This is a genomic window from Pseudomonas sp. CG7 (genome assembly GCF_023701885.1).
Lineage (GTDB): Bacteria > Pseudomonadota > Gammaproteobacteria > Pseudomonadales > Pseudomonadaceae > Aquipseudomonas > Aquipseudomonas zanjanensis.
In genome coordinates this window covers 1-16,228 of the sequence record NZ_JABAEE010000108.1, presented here as the reverse complement: position 1 = coordinate 16,228, position 16,228 = coordinate 1, and the positions used below count along the sequence as shown (strand labels likewise).

At 61.1% G+C, this 16,228-nt stretch carries 15 protein-coding genes; 10 read left to right on the top strand and 5 right to left on the bottom strand.

All coding sequences use genetic code 11. The annotated features are described in order from the left end of the window. Positions 1-241: 241 nt before the first annotated feature. Positions 242-1,159 carry an AraC family transcriptional regulator gene (locus tag HGO40_RS27845; protein WP_250965658.1) on the bottom strand — a complete coding sequence of 306 codons (918 nt, stop codon included), beginning with the start codon at positions 1,157-1,159 and terminating at the stop codon, positions 242-244. A gap of 309 nt (positions 1,160-1,468) precedes the next feature. Here HGO40_RS27845 and HGO40_RS27840 point away from each other — a divergent pair, with 309 nt between their 5' ends. Next, on the top strand, positions 1,469-2,686 hold the full coding sequence (locus tag HGO40_RS27840; protein ID WP_250965657.1) for an MFS transporter: 1,218 nt from the start codon (positions 1,469-1,471) through the stop codon (positions 2,684-2,686). Positions 2,687-2,832: 146 nt separating this feature from the next. Further along, on the top strand, positions 2,833-3,069 hold the full coding sequence (locus HGO40_RS27835) for a hypothetical protein (protein ID WP_250965656.1): 237 nt from the start codon (positions 2,833-2,835) through the stop codon (positions 3,067-3,069). Positions 3,070-3,114: 45 nt separating this feature from the next. Here the strand turns inward: HGO40_RS27835 and HGO40_RS27830 are convergent, their stop codons facing one another. Continuing rightward, positions 3,115-3,603: a hypothetical protein gene (locus HGO40_RS27830; RefSeq protein WP_186728251.1), complete on the bottom strand. Its 489-nt coding sequence runs from the start codon at positions 3,601-3,603 to the stop codon at positions 3,115-3,117. 290 nt (positions 3,604-3,893) lie between these two features. Here HGO40_RS27830 and arsN2 point away from each other — a divergent pair, with 290 nt between their 5' ends. After that, positions 3,894-4,325 carry an arsenic resistance N-acetyltransferase ArsN2 gene (arsN2, locus tag HGO40_RS27825; protein ID WP_250965655.1) on the top strand — a complete coding sequence of 144 codons (432 nt, stop codon included), beginning with the start codon at positions 3,894-3,896 and terminating at the stop codon, positions 4,323-4,325. Here the strand turns inward: arsN2 and chrA are convergent. Then, a complete protein-coding gene (chrA, locus tag HGO40_RS27820) occupies positions 4,322-5,680 on the bottom strand; it encodes a chromate efflux transporter (protein ID WP_250965654.1) in 1,359 nt (452 codons plus the stop codon). The two genes, arsN2 and chrA, sit on opposite strands and share 4 nt — an antisense overlap. A 277-nt stretch (positions 5,681-5,957) precedes the next feature. Between chrA and HGO40_RS27815 the strand changes: the two genes are divergently transcribed. The 5 genes from HGO40_RS27815 (at position 5,958) to HGO40_RS27795 (ending at position 13,745) form a co-directional block, all read left to right on the top strand. Beyond that, positions 5,958-7,529, top strand: a complete 1,572-nt coding sequence (locus HGO40_RS27815; protein WP_250965653.1) for a sensor domain-containing diguanylate cyclase — start codon at positions 5,958-5,960, stop codon at positions 7,527-7,529. A 204-nt stretch (positions 7,530-7,733) separates the two neighbouring features. Further along, on the top strand, positions 7,734-10,310 hold the full coding sequence (locus HGO40_RS27810; protein ID WP_250965652.1) for a bifunctional diguanylate cyclase/phosphodiesterase: 2,577 nt from the start codon (positions 7,734-7,736) through the stop codon (positions 10,308-10,310). 70 nt (positions 10,311-10,380) lie between these two features. After that, positions 10,381-11,175, top strand: a complete 795-nt coding sequence (gene xth / locus HGO40_RS27805; RefSeq protein ID WP_250965651.1) for an exodeoxyribonuclease III — start codon at positions 10,381-10,383, stop codon at positions 11,173-11,175. Positions 11,176-11,276: 101 nt separating this feature from the next. Continuing rightward, positions 11,277-12,101 (top strand): arylamine N-acetyltransferase family protein, encoded by an 825-nt coding sequence (locus tag HGO40_RS27800; protein WP_250965650.1) that lies wholly within the window; start codon positions 11,277-11,279, stop codon positions 12,099-12,101. Positions 12,102-12,224: 123 nt separating this feature from the next. Next, positions 12,225-13,745 carry a nucleobase:cation symporter-2 family protein gene (locus tag HGO40_RS27795; RefSeq protein ID WP_250965649.1) on the top strand — a complete coding sequence of 507 codons (1,521 nt, stop codon included), beginning with the start codon at positions 12,225-12,227 and terminating at the stop codon, positions 13,743-13,745. Between the two features lie 110 nt (positions 13,746-13,855). Here the strand turns inward: HGO40_RS27795 and HGO40_RS27790 are convergent, their stop codons facing one another. Beyond that, positions 13,856-14,206 carry a hypothetical protein gene (locus HGO40_RS27790; RefSeq protein WP_063322141.1) on the bottom strand — a complete coding sequence of 117 codons (351 nt, stop codon included), beginning with the start codon at positions 14,204-14,206 and terminating at the stop codon, positions 13,856-13,858. Positions 14,207-14,462: 256 nt separating this feature from the next. Here HGO40_RS27790 and HGO40_RS27785 point away from each other — a divergent pair, with 256 nt between their 5' ends. After that, on the top strand, positions 14,463-15,284 hold the full coding sequence (locus tag HGO40_RS27785; RefSeq protein WP_250965648.1) for a shikimate 5-dehydrogenase: 822 nt from the start codon (positions 14,463-14,465) through the stop codon (positions 15,282-15,284). A gap of 6 nt (positions 15,285-15,290) precedes the next feature. On the opposite strand, the gene HGO40_RS27780 is transcribed toward HGO40_RS27785, so the two are convergent. Next, positions 15,291-15,938, bottom strand: a complete 648-nt coding sequence (locus HGO40_RS27780; protein WP_250965647.1) for a YceH family protein — start codon at positions 15,936-15,938, stop codon at positions 15,291-15,293. A 130-nt stretch (positions 15,939-16,068) separates the two neighbouring features. Here HGO40_RS27780 and HGO40_RS27775 point away from each other — a divergent pair. Next, a partial coding sequence (locus HGO40_RS27775) for a DUF1993 family protein (RefSeq protein ID WP_250965659.1) occupies positions 16,069-16,228 on the top strand: 160 nt, incomplete at its 3' end.

Below are 16,228 nucleotides of genomic sequence, written 5' to 3'. Positions count from 1 at the left end.
TACGAGGCCAAAAGTCGTGATCGTCAGCTTAGAGCCTTACAGCGTAAGGCTACAAAGCTGGGTGTTCGATTGGTCGCGGCTTAAAAAGCTTTGGAGAACAAGGGGATGGATTTTGTTTGATGAGAGCTTGCTCCCGCTTGAGTGCGAAGCGCTCACAAAAAAGCGGGCCGCTACGCAGCCCAGCGGGAGCAAGCTCCCTCGCCACAATGGATCAAGCCACAACGGATCAAGCCCGGATTAATCAAACCGCCTTGGTGTGATTGCCTAGCCCGCGCAACGCCGCGATGTCTCGCTTGGGCGGTGCACCAAACAAGCGGGCATATTCGCGGCTGAACTGGGAAGGGCTTTCATAACCCACTTTGAAGGCCGCGCTCGCCACGTCCACGTGCTCGTTGAGCATCAAGCGTTTTGCTTCGTTCAACCGCAGCCACTTCTGGTATTGCAGCGGGCTCATCGCCGTGAGCTGGCGGAAGTGGTGGTGAAACGTCGGCGCGCTCATTTGCACCCGCGCCGCGAGGTCGTCTACGCGCACGGGCTCGGTGTAGTTGAGTTTCAACCAGTCGATGGCCTTGGCGATCCGGTAGCCCTGGCTATCGACCGAGGCGATCTGCCGTAGCCGCGCGGCCTGGTCGCTGAGCAGCAGACGGTAGTGAATCTCGCGCTGGATCAACGGTGCCAGTATGGGGATCGCTTCGGGTTCTTCCAACAACGCCAGCAGGCGTGCGAACGGCGCCAAAAGGTCGGGCGTCACGGTGCCGATGCCCGCGCCAATCCCGACCGCTCGATCACGCGGGGGCGACAGGCTGCCTTGGGCGATCAGGTCGGCCACCATGCGCAAGTCGAGCTTCAGGACCAGACCCAGGCAGGGTTGTTCGGGGCTTGCCTGAAGCACTTCGGAATTGGCCGGGATGTCCAGCGAGGTCATGAGGAATCGCCCGGGGTCGTAGCCATACGCCTCGCCACCGATCCATACCTGCTTCACGCCTTGGGTCACCAGCACGATGCTCGGCTCGATCATGCAAATCACCGGCGGTGCCGGGGCCTCACGTCGGAAGAAGGCGAGGCCGGGCATGGGCGTTTCGACGTCGCCCGGGTGTGGGGTCCAGTCGTCGATGATGGCGGTCAATGTTTCTTGTATGGATCTGCGTTGGGTGGCCATGTCGGCTCCGGGTGTCGTCTCGGCTCAATCGCTATAGGCAGGACATTAACGCGCTAAGCGAAGCGTTGCCTATATGCGCGGGAACAACTCCCAGGATCAGGCAAGAATCTCATCGGTATGCACTACCTGCACATTGATCTGGACGATGAAGATAGCAGGCACGAAATAGGTAAACGCCGCCATTCGAGACGGTGGGAGCGAGCTTGCTCGCGATAGCGGTCTGCCTGGGACGGGAGGGTGAATGTGCCGTCGTCATCGCGAGCAAGCTCGCTCCCACAGGTTCATCAAGAAATACAGGATTGTCATTCAATGACCGATAAATCATTGCCACAAGACCCGCCCGCCTGGGGCGCGGTATTTGCCATGGCCCTCGCCGCGTTCGTGCTGGTTGCTTCGGAGTTCATGCCGGTCAGCTTGCTGACGCCGGTGGCGGCGGATCTTCAGGTCAGCGAAGGGCAGGCCGGTCAAGGCATTGCCGTCTCTGGCGCCTTTGCCCTGGTCACCAGCCTCTTCATCGCCTCGATTGCCGCCCGGGTCGACCGCAAATGGCTCCTGCTGGGGCTGACCTTGCTGATGATCGTTTCAGGTACCGTGGTGGCGTTCGCGCCAAACTACGCGGTATTCATGGTCGGACGTGCGTTGATCGGCGTGGCGATTGGCGGCTTCTGGTCGTTGTCGGCGGCCACGGCCATGCGGCTCGTGCCGGAAGATAACGTCCCGCAAGCGCTGGCCATCGTCAACGGCGGCAACGCCTTGGCGACGGTGGTCGCGGCGCCGCGGGGCAGTTTCCTCGGGGCGATTATTGGCGGGCGTGGCGCGTTTTTCTGCATCGTGCCTGTTGCTGGCAGCGCCCTGGTCTGGCTGCTGTTACGCCTGCCCGCCATGCCTACGCAGGGGAAGCGGGGCAGTACCAACGCTTTCAAGTTGATGGCCCGGACACCGGTCGCGCTGGGGATGCTGGCGGTCAGCACGTTTTTCATGGGCCAGTTCATGCTGTTCACCTACCTGCGACCGTTCCTCGAGTCGGTGACGCAGGTAAGCGTATCGATGCTGTCCTTCATGCTGCTGGTGATCGGTGTGGCGGGGCTGCTGGGCACTTTCCTGATCGGCGCCTGCTTGAAAAACAACCTCTATCGGACGCTCATCGTCATTCCTCTGCTGATGGCCGCGATTGCCATTGCCCTGGTGGGGTTCGGCGGGTCGGTGACGGTCACGACCCTCTTGCTCGGCCTTTGGGGCCTGGCGGCCACGGCTGCGCCCGTCGGCTGGTGGACCTGGCTTTCGCGAACGCTGCCGGAAGATGCCGAAGCGGGCGGCGGCCTGATGGTGGCGATCGTCCAACTTGCCATCGCCGGGGGCGCGACCGTGGGTGGCGTTCTGTTTGATCTGAGTGGCTATCGCGCGACGTTCGAAACCAGTGCGGCCGTGTTGGGGATGGCCGCTGTGCTGACGGTGCTGGCTGCTCGTTCAGCGGTCCGAGAGCCTTCATCGATTTCGGATACGGCCTCTTATGGCGCGGCGGATTGAGGCCAGTCCTGTAAGCCAGGAGAGGGTGACCGTTGGGCGCCTGAGTTTGGTGGCACATTGATGGCTTGTTATGCTCGGGGTCTGTTTATCCAGCATGTTGGTTGATTGTGACTACCAAGCGAATTTCCCAATTAGAACAAGCCCTGATGGCTGTGATCGCCGCTGCCGGGAAGATGGGCATCAGCAGCGATGAATTGTGCGCACACGCCGTGGGCGGGCTGATATCCGATCCGTACTGGAGTTGGGCGGATGCCCGGTACGCCCAAGGCGCGGTGGACGAAATCGACCATGCCTTGAACGCCCTTGTAGGAAGGCCGGCGATGGAACTGACGCTACCAGTGCCCGGGGCAGATCCAATACTCGAATCTGCGCCGCAGGGCTAGTTCACCCCCATGAAAAAGGGCGACCTCAAGAGTCGCCCATTTGCGTTAAAGGCCGAGGCCTTCTTCTATCAGCGAGAGCAAAGTGTCCTCGTCCAGAATGATAGGATCAGGACGCGGTTGCCCGGCCGATCGCAGGGCTTGGATATGCCAAAGCGATTCGCCATGCTCGCCGAGCGAGCGCACGATGCAGTGTTCCTGCCCCTTCATATGGACTTCAATGCAGCCCTCGCCCTGGGGCGAAAAACGCGCAATCGGGTCGAATGAAATGCGGCGATGATTGCCTTCGATCACCAGTTGATCGATCGCGTAGTTGTACGTCGAACCGCTGGAATGACTTTCAAATACGTGGGTGGGATTGCGCCGGATATCCAGGCCGGCCTCGCACACGGGCGCCAGCCAGATTTCGATCTGGCGATACAGTTCGTAGACCTGGGCGGGCCAGTGCTCGATTGCCAGGTCGGCACAGTTGTCGGTATCCGCGCGGGTCTGCTGGGTTTTCCTTAGTTTGGCCGCTAGCTCGTCTGCCTTGCTCATGTCGATTCCCTGTCGTGATGATAGGTTGAGCTTAGCTGATGGGCTGGGGTGTTCGTTTGCGCTGGGTCATGAGGTGGTGGGTTGCCGGAAGGTGGTGGTGACGGTAGCTGCTTAGCGTGGACGAGTTCGTCCATCTGTTGCACGCTTTCCATCAGCTCATCGAAAAAAATGCTCACGGTTATCTCCAGTGCCTGACGGTGGGACATGTTATTGGAATTCCATCCTCCTATTCACCCTGTCGGTTGTAGCCAAATTAGAGGATAACCAATAAATAGGAGCGAGCCCAAGCCATGCGTATGACAGCTCTAAGCAATAACCATCTGGAACCACTGCGCGATGCGCTTAGCTTGGCCGGCCTACCCGTGGACGACCTGACGTATCCTGGCCGACAGTTCTTCAGCTTCAGCCACCAAGGCGTTGAAGTGGCGTTTGCCGGCATAGAAGGAGAGGGGGCCGAGCGGTTGCTGCGCTCGCTGGTTGTGCTTGAGGGACTGCGAGGCAAGGGCACTGGTGCGGCGGTGCTGGCCGCTATTGAAGCGTTTGCAAAACGCGAGGGGGCAGACCGGCTTCACCTGCTGACCGAGAGCGCCGCCGCGTTTTTTACCGGCCAGGGCTATCAGCCGGGGGACCGCTCGCTGGCGCCCGCTTCGATCAGCGCAACGGCCCAGTTCAAGACCTTGTGCCCGGCTTCGGCGACGTACCTGAGCAAGCGCCTCGTCTAGCGCAGCAAATGCACCGCCAGCCCGGCCAGGCCGCACGCCAGCAAGACCTGGATCACCCCGCGCTTGTAGCGAAACAGCGCCACGGCCGCGGCAATTGCAATGATTGCCGACGGCCAGTCCAGGGCCCCTGCAAAACCGTTGGGCCAGAGCACGTGGTAACCGAAGAAGCACGCCAGGTTAAGGATCACTCCGACCACCGCTGCGGTAATCGCCGTCAGCGGCGCGGTGAATTTCAATGCGTTGTGGGTCGATTCCACCAGCGGGCCGCCGGCCAGGATGAACAGGAACGAGGGCAGGAAGGTGAACCAGGTCACCAGCGTGGCCGCGACGGCCCCGGCGAGAAAGGCCTGTTCGGGGCCGAACACCTGCATCACGTAGCCGCCGACGAAACCGACGAAGGCCACGACCATGATCAGCGGCCCAGGGGTGGTTTCGCCCAGGGCCAGGCCGTCGATCATTTGTGTCGGGGTCAGCCAGCCGAAGTGTCCGACGGCGCCTTGGTAGACGTAGGGCAAAACCGCATAGGCGCCGCCGAAGGTCAACAATGCGGCCTTGGTAAAGAACCAGGCCATTTGCGTCAATGTGCCGTCCCAGCCAAACAACACGGTCAGCAGGCCCATTGGCACGACCCACAACAGCGCGCCGACGACGACCAGCCGGGCCAACCTGGTAGCGCTGAACCGGGCGTGGTCCGGGGTTGGCGTGTCGTCGTCGATCAAGGCGGGGCCGAAGGACTTGTGCTGGGTAGCGTGGCCGCCCAGGCTGAATTTATCCGGTGCCCAGCGACCGCCGCAATAACCAACGGCAGCCGCACCGAGTACGATCAACGGGAAGGGGAGATCAAAGGCAAAGATCGCCGTGAACGATGCCGCCGCGATCGCCCACAGCCAATTGTTCTTGAGCGCGCGGGAGCCGATCCGGTGGGCGGCATGCACCACGATGGCCGTCACGGCCGGCTTGATGCCATAGAAAATACCTGCCACCACCGGCACTTCACCGAAGGCGATGTACAACCACGACAACGCGATGAGAATGAACAGTGAAGGCAGTACGAACAACGCCCCGGCGACCACGCCACCCCAACTTCGGTGCATCAACCAGCCCAGGTAGGTCGCCAGTTGCTGGGCTTCGGGCCCCGGCAGCAACATGCAGTAATTGAGGGCATGCAGGAAGCGCCGTTCGGAAATCCAGCGCCGACGTTCCACCAGTTCCTGGTGCATGATCGAGATCTGCCCCGCAGGGCCGCCGAAACTGATGAAGCCCAGTTTGAGCCAGAACCAGAAAGCCTCCCGCAGGCTGACGGCGTCGGGTTGGGTCAGGGGCTGTTCGTCATTGGTTCGGGTCGATTTGCTCATGGGCAGCGGGGCACTTAAAAGTCGAAGGCGCCCATACGTTATGGGGCGTTACGCGATTTAGATAGCCCCCAGGAAGGTTTGCTTGTAGACACGGGTACTTCTTCATTCAGGAATGCGCATTTCAGTTAGCTGACGGGCGGTGTTTTGGATCCACTCAAGCCACCCATCGGCTCCGTTGCACAGGCAAATTGCCGCCTCACAAGCGGTAGGCTAAGCTCACGAATATTAAGGGTTATGGGCGAATTTGCTCATGCTTTTACCCTCTCCAGGAACTCGCTTGCCTATCTCCATTTACGACCCTTTCCATACCCCTGCCGGCGCCCTGAAACGCCTGCCGTTGCTCAAGGCCGCGGTGACGTTTATCGCGGCGGTGTGCCTGTGCCTGTGCGGTTTGCTTTTCCTGCAGTTGGAGCAGTCCCGTCGCCACGACCTGGAGTCGGCCCGCATCGCCTCGGCCACCCTTACCCGGGCCATGGCCCAGCAGGCCCAGGACACCTTCCTCCAGGCCGATCTGGTTTTGGCCAGCCTGGCGGACTGGATCCAGATCGATGGGTTCGGCCCTGCGGTATTGCCACGCTTGCAACAAACCCTCGCCCGCCGCGTGCAATCGCTCGAGCAGTTGCATGGGCTGTTCCTGTTCGACAAGCACGGTCAGTGGATCACCACCTCCTTCGACTACCTGCACAGGGGGGCAGGGGTGGCGGATCGAGAGTATTTCGCTTTCCATCAACAGAATGCTTCCCTGATCGCCCATATCGGCCCGGCGGTCCGCAGTCGGCAAAACGGCGACTGGATCATTCCGGTTTCCCGGCGCCTGAATGATAAAGACGGCAACTTCCAGGGCGTGTTGATGGCCGGCATCAAGATGTCCTATTTCGACCGGTTCTTTAAAAGCTTCAGCCTGGATGAGCAAGGCGAGATGGCCCTGGCTTTGTCTGACGGGACACTGTTGGCCCGTCGCCCCTTCGATGAGGCGCGGATCGGCCGCCCATTGGACGAGGAGCATATCTACAACCATGCCCTGACCGGCGGGATGTCTGGCGATGCGACCATCCGCTCAGCCATCGACGGCGTCATCCGGTTGTATGGGCACCAACATTTGCAGGCTTATCCGCTGGTGGTCACCGCCGCGATGTCCGAAGAATCGATTCTCGCGGGCTGGCATGACCGGGCTTTCCAATCCAGCCTCATCGTGGGCTTGGTGGTCCTGGGCATCTGCTTGTGCGGCTGGGTATTCGTGCGCCAGGTCCGCAACAGCGAAAAGATCGAAGCGGATTTGCGCAAGGCCCAGGAAGCCTTGGCACTGATTGCTACTCACGACAGCCTCACCGGGCTGGCGAACCGGCGGTTGTTCGAGCGGGCCCTGGATATCGAGTTCGGCCGGGGCGCCCGTCAGCGCCGCCCCTTGAGCCTGATCATGCTCGACATCGATTTTTTCAAGCACTACAACGACGCCTATGGGCACGTGGCCGGGGATCATTGCCTGGCGGAAGTCGCCAAGGTGCTCAAGAGTTGTTGCCATCGCAAGGCCGACCTGGCGGTAAGGTATGGCGGCGAAGAGTTTGCCGTGCTGTTGCCTGACACCAATCTTTCGGGGGCCATGGCGTTGGCCGAGCAAATCCGGCGCACTGTCATCGACAAGCACATCACCCATTCCGGCTCCCCGACCGGCTACCTCACGGTGAGCCTGGGCTGTTATGCCTTTGTGCCCAGCAGCCTGGACAGCATCGAAGTCTTCATCCAGCGCCCCGATGCGGCGCTTTACCAGGCCAAGCACAGCGGCCGCAACCGGGTGGCGGTGTTATCGACCGAAGGCGGGTTCGACAGCTTGGCGCGCTCGGATCGTTGAGATCGGTTGGAATCATCGGCAGCCTGCCACGGTCAACTATTCAGGCATCGCGCGGGCGGGTCTCCAGCAGCGTGTAGGCTCTTTCGCAAAACATCGTGGGCTCGCCAACGGATCGAGCAGTGGCTGCTAAGGTTACGAACGACTGGCCCCGGTCCTCATCTTTCCAGGCACCGAGGCCAGCGTTGACAGGATAGGAGCAGGTCAATGGATTCCACTGCCGATACCCCTTCAGGCACCGCACGTCACACCCCCATTACCCGTCGCCTGGTCGTGGCCGTCGCGGGACTGTTTGTCCTGGGCGTCCTGGTGGCGATCGCCGCGCTGTTCAACATCGCGCAAAAGCTGGACGAGGAGGACGTGCGCAAGACGCATTTCTATATCGAGCGCGCCCTCGAGAATCGCATCACCGCATCGAAAAACTACATTGCCAGTTATGCCTATTGGACCACGGCTTATGACCACCTCAACGGTGAAGTCGATGTGCAGTGGGCCTACGCCGAACAGAACATGGGCAAGACCCTGTTCACCAATGACGAGTACGAAGGCGTGTTTGTCATCGATCGGCAACGCACCAAATATGCCGTGGTGCGTGGACGCAATGTCCAGGATGACGCCTCGGTTTATATGGACACGCCGCTGGCGGAGCTGGTGGACCAACTCCAGGCACAGCCCGACCTGACGATGTCGACGATCCGCTACACATTGTTCGAGGGTTGGCCGGCCGTCGTCACGGCGTCGGTGATCCTGCCCAACGACGAAAGGCCCCAGGTCGAGGCCAAAGGCACCTCGGTGTTGCTGTTCGTCGATCAACTGACGCCCGTCAAGCTGCGCAAGATGGGCAAGAGTTATGGCCTCACCGACTTGAATCTCAAGAAAGACACCGAGCTCGAGCCCGGCCAGCCAGCCGTGCCACTGGACAGTACCGGCTACAGTCTGGTGTCCCGACTCGAGCGTCCGGGCCAGCAATTGCTCTGGTCCCTGGTGCCGCCGCTGGGGGCGGCGCTGTTGATCCTGGCCCTGTTGACCGCGTACTTCTTTCGTTATGCGTTGCGCACGGCACGGCATGTGGACGCCAGTTACGACAGCCTGGAAAGGTCCGCGCACGCCCTTGAGGCCAGCGAGGAGCGCTTCCGGGCCGTGGCCGAGGCGGCTTCCGACTGGATCTGGGAAATCGACGGTCAGCAGCGCATCACGTACCTGTCGGCGCGTTTCAATACGGTCACCGGGTTTTCCGACCAGCAATGGCTGGGGCAGGACATCGAGCAATTGCTGTATTGCGACACCACGCCAATCGCCCTCTGGCTGGGCAAGCTGACGGAGGAGCAGAGCACCAGCAACTTGCGCTGCTCCTACCGCGATCATTCCGCGCAAGTGCGTTTCTGTCGCGTGTCGGCACGCCCGATCTACACCAAGACCGAAGTGGTGGGCTATCGCGGTACGGCCAGTGACATCACCGATGAAGTGGCGGCCCATGCCCAGGTCCAGCATCTGTCGATGCACGATGCGCTGACCGGCTTGCCGAACCGCAACAAGCTGGCGCGGTACCTGGATGATGCGCTGGTGGCCAAGGAACATGCCGCCCCCCTGACGTTGTTGATGGTGGACTTGGACAACTTCAAACCGATCAACGATTCCCTTGGCCACCCGGCCGGCGACGCGGTGTTGCTGGAAGTGGCTCAACGGCTGCGCGACAGCACCCGCGAGCAAGACCTGGTGGCGCGGCTGGGGGGCGACGAGTTCGTGGTGGTGCTCAACGGCATGGAGCACACCACGGAAATCGATCGATTCTGTGAGCGGTTGATCGACAGCTTGCAGCAACCGATTCTCTACGAAACCCATTCGCTGCACATCGGTGCCAGCATCGGTATCGCCGTCAGTCGCCGTCAGGGTTACGTGCCCGGTGAACTGATCCGCTGCGCCGACATTGCCTTGTACCAGGCCAAGTCCGAGGGCAAGAAAACCTGGTGCTATTTCGCCTCGCAAATGAACGATCAGATCCAGCACCGTCGCCAACTGGAAAGCGACCTGCGGCAGGCCGTGAAGAAAAATGAATTCGTCCTGCATTTCCAGCCGCGCTACACCGTCGATGGTCGGGAGATCGTGGCGGTCGAGGCATTGGTTCGCTGGCAGCATCCGACGCAAGGCTTGTTGGGCCCCGATGCCTTTATTCCGTTGGCCGAGCAAACCGACCTGATTGTCCCGCTGTCTCGTTGGGTGTTGCGTGAGGCCTGCGAAACCGCACTGACCTGGCCGGGGGAATTGATGGTGTCGGTCAACCTGTCGCCAGCGCAGTTCGAGCGCAGCGACGTGGTGGAGGATGTGCGACAGGTGTTGATCGAAACCCGTTTCCCGGCGAGTCGCCTGGAGCTCGAAATCACTGAAAACGTGATGCTCAACGACGTCGATGGCGCCCTGCAGGTCATGAATGCCCTGAAGGAACTGGGCGTGCGCTTGAACATGGATGACTTCGGTACTGGTTATTCGTCCTTGGGTTACCTGCGCACCTATCCATTCGACGGCATCAAGATCGACAAGCGCTTCATCGCCTCCATGAGCAACAGCAGCAATGACCGCGCCGTGGTGCAGGCGATCATCAACCTGGGCAAGGCCATGGGGTTGACGGTCACTGCCGAAGGCGTGGAAACCCTGGCCCAGCTCGGTTCATTGGGCTCGGACCAATGCCACGAGGTACAAGGCTATTTCCTCAGCCGACCGATCGATAAACAGGCCTTTGCGCAGTTGCTGGAGAACGGTCGGCCCTTGCCGAAAACCGGCTCTTGAAGACTCGTTGCAACCACCGCGACGGGTTGACGGTCACAGCCAGTAACGTGACATTTCGAGTACGGGTCCTATGAAAAACCTGCGGATCGCAACCTTCAACATCAATGGCATCCGGGCTCGGCTGCCCAACCTGCTGGAATGGCTGGAGCGGGAGAAACCGGATATTGCCTGTTTGCAGGAGCTCAAGGCGGCGGACAAGGATTTCCCGGCGGCGGAGCTGGAGTCGGGGGGGTATGCGGCGATCTGGCACGGGCAGGCGTCGTGGACCGGTGTCGCGATCCTGGCCCGCGGTGCGCAGCCATTGGAGAGCCGCCGAGGCTTGCCCGGCGGGGACGACGACAGTCACAGTCGCTATCTGGAGGCGGCGGTGCATGGCGTGCTGGTAGGGTGCCTTTACTTGCCCAACGGCAATCCGCAACCGGGTCCCAAGTTTGACTACAAGCTGGCCTGGTTCGAACGGCTGATCGACTATGCCCAAGGGTTGCAGGCCAGTGATCATCCCGTAGTGCTGGCCGGTGACTACAATGTGGTGCCCACCGACATGGACATCTACAACCCGCGCTCCTGGCTCAAGGATGCGCTGTTGCAGCCCGAAAGCCGGGAATGCTACCAGCGCTTGTTGGACCAGGGCTGGACCGATTCGCTGCGCCACCTGTATCCGGAGGAGCGGATCTACACCTTCTGGGATTATTTTCGCCAACACTGGCAAAAGAACTCGGGGCTGCGCATCGATCACCTGTTGCTCAACCCGGCCGCCAGCGCCTATCTGAGCGAGGCGGGCGTGGACGCCTGGGTCCGGAACCAGCCCCACCCCAGTGACCATGCACCCTCCTGGATCCGGCTGGCTTCGCGTAAACGGCGCTGACCGGGGGCGATTGTTGTCTCTGTGAGGGGAATGCCTTATACCTGGCGCCCAATAGCAGTGCGCTTGTGAGCGCTGCGCCGACCCCGGAAAAGGACACCCTCATGAGTCATCCCCAACTGAGCGATACGGCTCGCTATCTGCGGCGCCTGGGTTTCGACGCACCACCGGCGCCGACCCTCGACACCTTGCGTCAGCTGCAATGGCGCCATACCGCTGAATTCCCCTTTGAAACCCTGTCGACATTGCTGCGTCAGCCCGTGCCCATCGACCTTGAATCGGTCGAGCGCAAGGTTTTCGAAGAGGGGCGCGGTGGCTATTGCTATGAACTCAACCAGCTGTTCCTGGCGCTGTTGCAAGCACTGGGTTACGACGCTCACGGCATCACCGGGCGCGTGGTGATGAATGCGCCTGAGGGCGCCTGGACCGCCCGGACCCATCGGCTGAGCCTGGTGACGATCGAGGGTGTGCGCTACATCACCGACGTCGGCTTTGGCGGCATGGTGCCCACCGCGCCGCTGTTGCTCGATAGTCGTGAGACCCAGGTCACGCCCCATGAGCCGTACCGCATCGAGACCCACGCGGACGGTTACTTGTTGCGCGCCAACGTCGCCGACGAATGGCGACCGATGTACCTGTTCGACCTGCAGCGCCAGGAAGACATCGACTACACCGTCGGCAATTGGTACGTCTGCAATCACCCTGAGTCGCCGTTCATGGGCCGGTTGATGGTGGCCCGCACCGGCGACGGGTTGCGCAAGACCCTCAACGGCAACAGCTATGCCGTACACCGGATAGGGCAGGAGAGTGAACGGCGCGTGATCCTTGATGCCGATGAGTTGATCGATTTGCTGGAGCAGGAATTCAGCCTGCGCGTACCGCCGCGCGAGCTGTTGCGGCCCGCAGTGGTGGGGTTGCTGCAGTCATAAAAAGCGCTGGGTCGGGGCGCTGTTCCTGATGGGCATGCAACAAGTTGTATACAACTCTATGGACATTTGTCCTGAGTTTTGAATACAGTGTGCCCATAACAAAAAACAGGGAATCCCCGAACCATGAAAACGCCCCATGTTTCACTCCCACGGCCCGAGGACGAAAACCTCGGCGTCGGCGCGAATATGGCTTATGGCCTGCAACATGTGTTGACCATGTACGGTGGCATCGTCGCCGTGCCGTTGATCATCGGCCAGGCGGCCGGGCTTTCGCCGGCGGACATCGGTCTGTTGATTGCCGCGTCGTTGTTCGCGGGAGGCCTGGCCACCTTGCTGCAAACCCTCGGCCTGCCGTTTTTCGGCTGCCAACTGCCCTTGGTGCAGGGCGTATCGTTTTCGGGCGTCGCGACCATGGTGGCGATTGTCGGCAGTGGCGGGGAGGGGGGCTTTCAAGCCATCCTCGGCGCGGTGATCGCTGCGTCCCTGATTGGTTTGCTGATCACTCCGGTGTTTTCTCGCATCACCCGGTTCTTTCCGCCACTGGTCACGGGCATTGTGATTACCACCATCGGCCTGACCTTGATGCCGGTGGCGGCGCGTTGGGCGATGGGCGGCAACAGCCACGCCGCCGATTTCGGCAGCATGGCCAACATTGGCTTGGCCGCGGTGACCCTGGTGCTGGTACTGCTGCTGAGCAAGATGGGCAGCGCAACCATCTCGCGGTTGTCGATTCTGTTGGCGATGGTCATCGGTACGGTCATCGCGGTGTTCCTCGGCATGGCGGACTTTTCGTCGGTCAGCCAAGGCCCGATGTTCGGTTTTCCGACACCGTTCCATTTCGGCATGCCGACGTTCCATATCGCCGCGATCCTGTCGATGTGCATTGTGATCATGGTGACCTTGGTGGAAACTTCCGCGGACATCCTGGCGGTGGGCGAGATCATCGACACCAAGGTCGATTCGAGGCGCCTGGGCAACGGTCTGCGGGCCGACATGCTGTCGAGCATGATCGCGCCGATCTTCGGTTCCTTCACCCAGAGTGCTTTCGCTCAGAACGTCGGACTGGTGGCGGTCACCGGGATCAAGAGGCGTTTCGTGGTGGCAACCGGCGGGGTAATCCTGGTAGTACTCGGCCTGCTGCCGTTCATGGGCCGTGTGATCGCCGCGGTGCCGACCTCGGTGCTGGGCGGTGCCGGTATCGTATTGTTCGGCACGGTGGCGGCCAGTGGCATCCGCACGTTGTCGAAAGTCGACTACCGCAACAACGTCAACCTGATCATCGTCGCCACTTCTATCGGCTTCGGCATGATTCCCATCGCCGCACCGAACTTCTACGATCATTTCCCGAGCTGGTTCGCGACCATCTTCCATTCGGGCATCAGTTCCTCGGCGATCATGGCGATCATGCTGAACCTGGCATTCAACCACTTCACCACGGGCAATTCCGACCAGCAGTCAGTCTTCGCCGCCGGCACCGAGCGGGTGTTGCGCTATCAGGACTTGGCGGCGCTGCGCGAAGGCGATTATTTCAGCGACGGCAAGCTGCATGATTGTGACGGCAACGAGATTCCCGTGGTGGCAGAGCCTGTTCACGAACCGGCGGAACATGGGCCGACCCGACTGAAAAGCAGCGAGCACGTCTGACAAAGCCCTGTGGCGAGGGAGCAAGCTCCCTCCCCACATGGTTTATCCAGCGGACATGAAAAAGCCTGTGATCAATGATCACAGGCTTTTTTGTGTTACTCGGAGGCGGGTTACCAACGGCCGTAATGACCCCGGGGTGGGCCATAGTAGTAGCCCCGTGGTGGCCCGTAATACACCGGTGCCGGGCGATAGTAGATTGGCCGCTCTACATACACCGGCTGCGGTTGGTAATAGACCGGCGGTGGTGCCTGGTAGTAGACCGGTTGCGGTTGCACGTAGACCGGTTGCTGCACATACACCGGACGATCACGGTTGATGATGGCCGAGCCGACAATGGCCGACCCGACGATGGCACCAAACACGGCGGGCCCCTCCCAACCACCACGACCGTGGGCGGATGCCTGGCCGGTGACCGCGAGTGCCCCCATGAGCAGGGCGATGATGGGAAGTCTACGATTCATGGCTGTTCCTCGTTTCGGCCCCGGCGCCTGTGGTCTGCTACAGACCCGATGAGCATCGCGGGGATACTGCTATGACAGCGATTTTCTCAGGATTTGCGCCGCCGTTGGGTAAATATTGTGTAAGGTCTGTAGCGCTTTTTTTACCGCGCCGCGTCATCCAGCAGCCTGGATCTGGCCGGACCTGGCGGTATCATCATCCAATAGATCTTTCGGGGCGGCGTTCCGTTTGTCCGAAAGTGAATGCAAGGAGACACGCATGCAGATCAACCCCAACAAAGACACCCAGCTGTGCATGTCGCTCTCGGGGCGTCCCGGAAACTTTGGCCTGCGCTTTCATAACCATTTGTATGAGCAACTGGGCCTGAACTTCTATTACAAGGCGTTCAGCAGCCAGGACCTGCCTGGCGCGGTGGGCGGTATCCGCGCCCTGGGCATTCGTGGCTGCGGCGTGTCGATGCCGTTCAAGGAAGCCTGCATCGCCCTGGTGGACGAGCTGGACCCTTCTGCCGCCGCGATCCAGTCGATCAACACCATCGTCAATACCAACGGTCATCTGAAGGCCTACAACACCGACTACATTGCCATTGCCCAATTGTTGCAAAGCCACGCCGTGCCCAAGGACTCGACCTTTTCCCTGCGCGGCAGCGGCGGCATGGCCAAGGCGGTGGCCAGTGCCTTGCGCGATGGTGGCTACAGAAACGGGCTGATCGTCGCCCGCAATGAAGCCGCAGGGCGAGCCTTGGCCGAATCCCTGGGGTATGAATGGCAGGCTGAACTGGGTGCGCGACGGCCGCAGATGCTGATCAACGTCACGCCGATCGGCATGACCGGCGGCCCGGAAGCCGACCAGTTGGCGTTCGAGCCCGAGACCAACGCCGCCGCCGAGACCGTGTTCGACGTAGTGGCGATCCCGTCGGAAACGCCCCTGATCGTGCGCGCCCGGGCCGAAGGCAAACGGGTCATCACCGGGCTGGAAGTCATTGCGATCCAGGCCCTGGAGCAATTCGTGCTGTACACCGGCGTGCGGCCCAACCTGGAGCAATTCGAAAAAGCCGTCGCTTTCGCCCGGTCGGCGTAGGCGCTGCTATTCCAGCCGCGCCAGGCGTTCTTCCAGTGCGGCGATCCGCGCTTCGAGCTCTTCGATGCGCTCCAGCGAGACACCGCCGCCCGCGCCACGCTCCACCGGGTGCTGGCGGGCGGCGAGAATCGCTTCGATGTCCGCCGGGTCGCCCATGGCGTGCACATAGCGGTCCTCGCGCTGGCCGGCCTGGCGTGGCACCAGCAGCGCCAGCCCCCGGGAGATCAGGCGTTCGAGTTGATGCACCACTTGCTCGGCGTCTTCAAAGTCGTGCATCCGTCCGCTGCGGGTCAGCAACTCATTGACCGTTTGCGGGCCACGCAGGAACAGCAAGCCCATCAGGACCACTTGGGCCGGCACCAGCTCCAGGGCTTTGTCGACCCGATGTTCCCAGCGGTCGGCGCGGCTGCCCATCACCAGTTTGGTAAAACCGCGACCTTCCAGCGCCCGCAGGCTCTGGCCGACCTGGCCGGGGTTGAGGTTCATCACCGGTTCGCGGCTGGTTTTCTGGTTGCAGGCCAGTACCAGGGCGTTGAGGGTCAGCGGGTAGGTGTGGGGGTTGGTGGCCTGTTGCTCGACCAGCGCGCCGAGGATGCGGATTTCCGTGCTATTGAGCCGTGGTTCTTCAGCCTGCTGTTGTTCTTCGATGCTCATCGCGCGTTCCCTATGCTGTGGAAGCCGCCTAGCCTAATCCTTGCGCAATAAAAGACAAGCCGTGCAACCAGCCGTGGCTATAATCGCTGCCGTTTGATTCATTCTTTCCTGCCACCTGCATGAGATTGCCATGACTATTTCCCTGTACGCCGCTTCCGTCCCGGTTTTCAAGCAGATGCTCAACGCGTTGAGCGACGTTCTGAACAAGGCCGAAGCCCACGCCACCGCGAAAAACATCGACCCGAACGCTTTCCTGCAAGCCCGCCTGTACCTGTCTCTTAAACACCTCT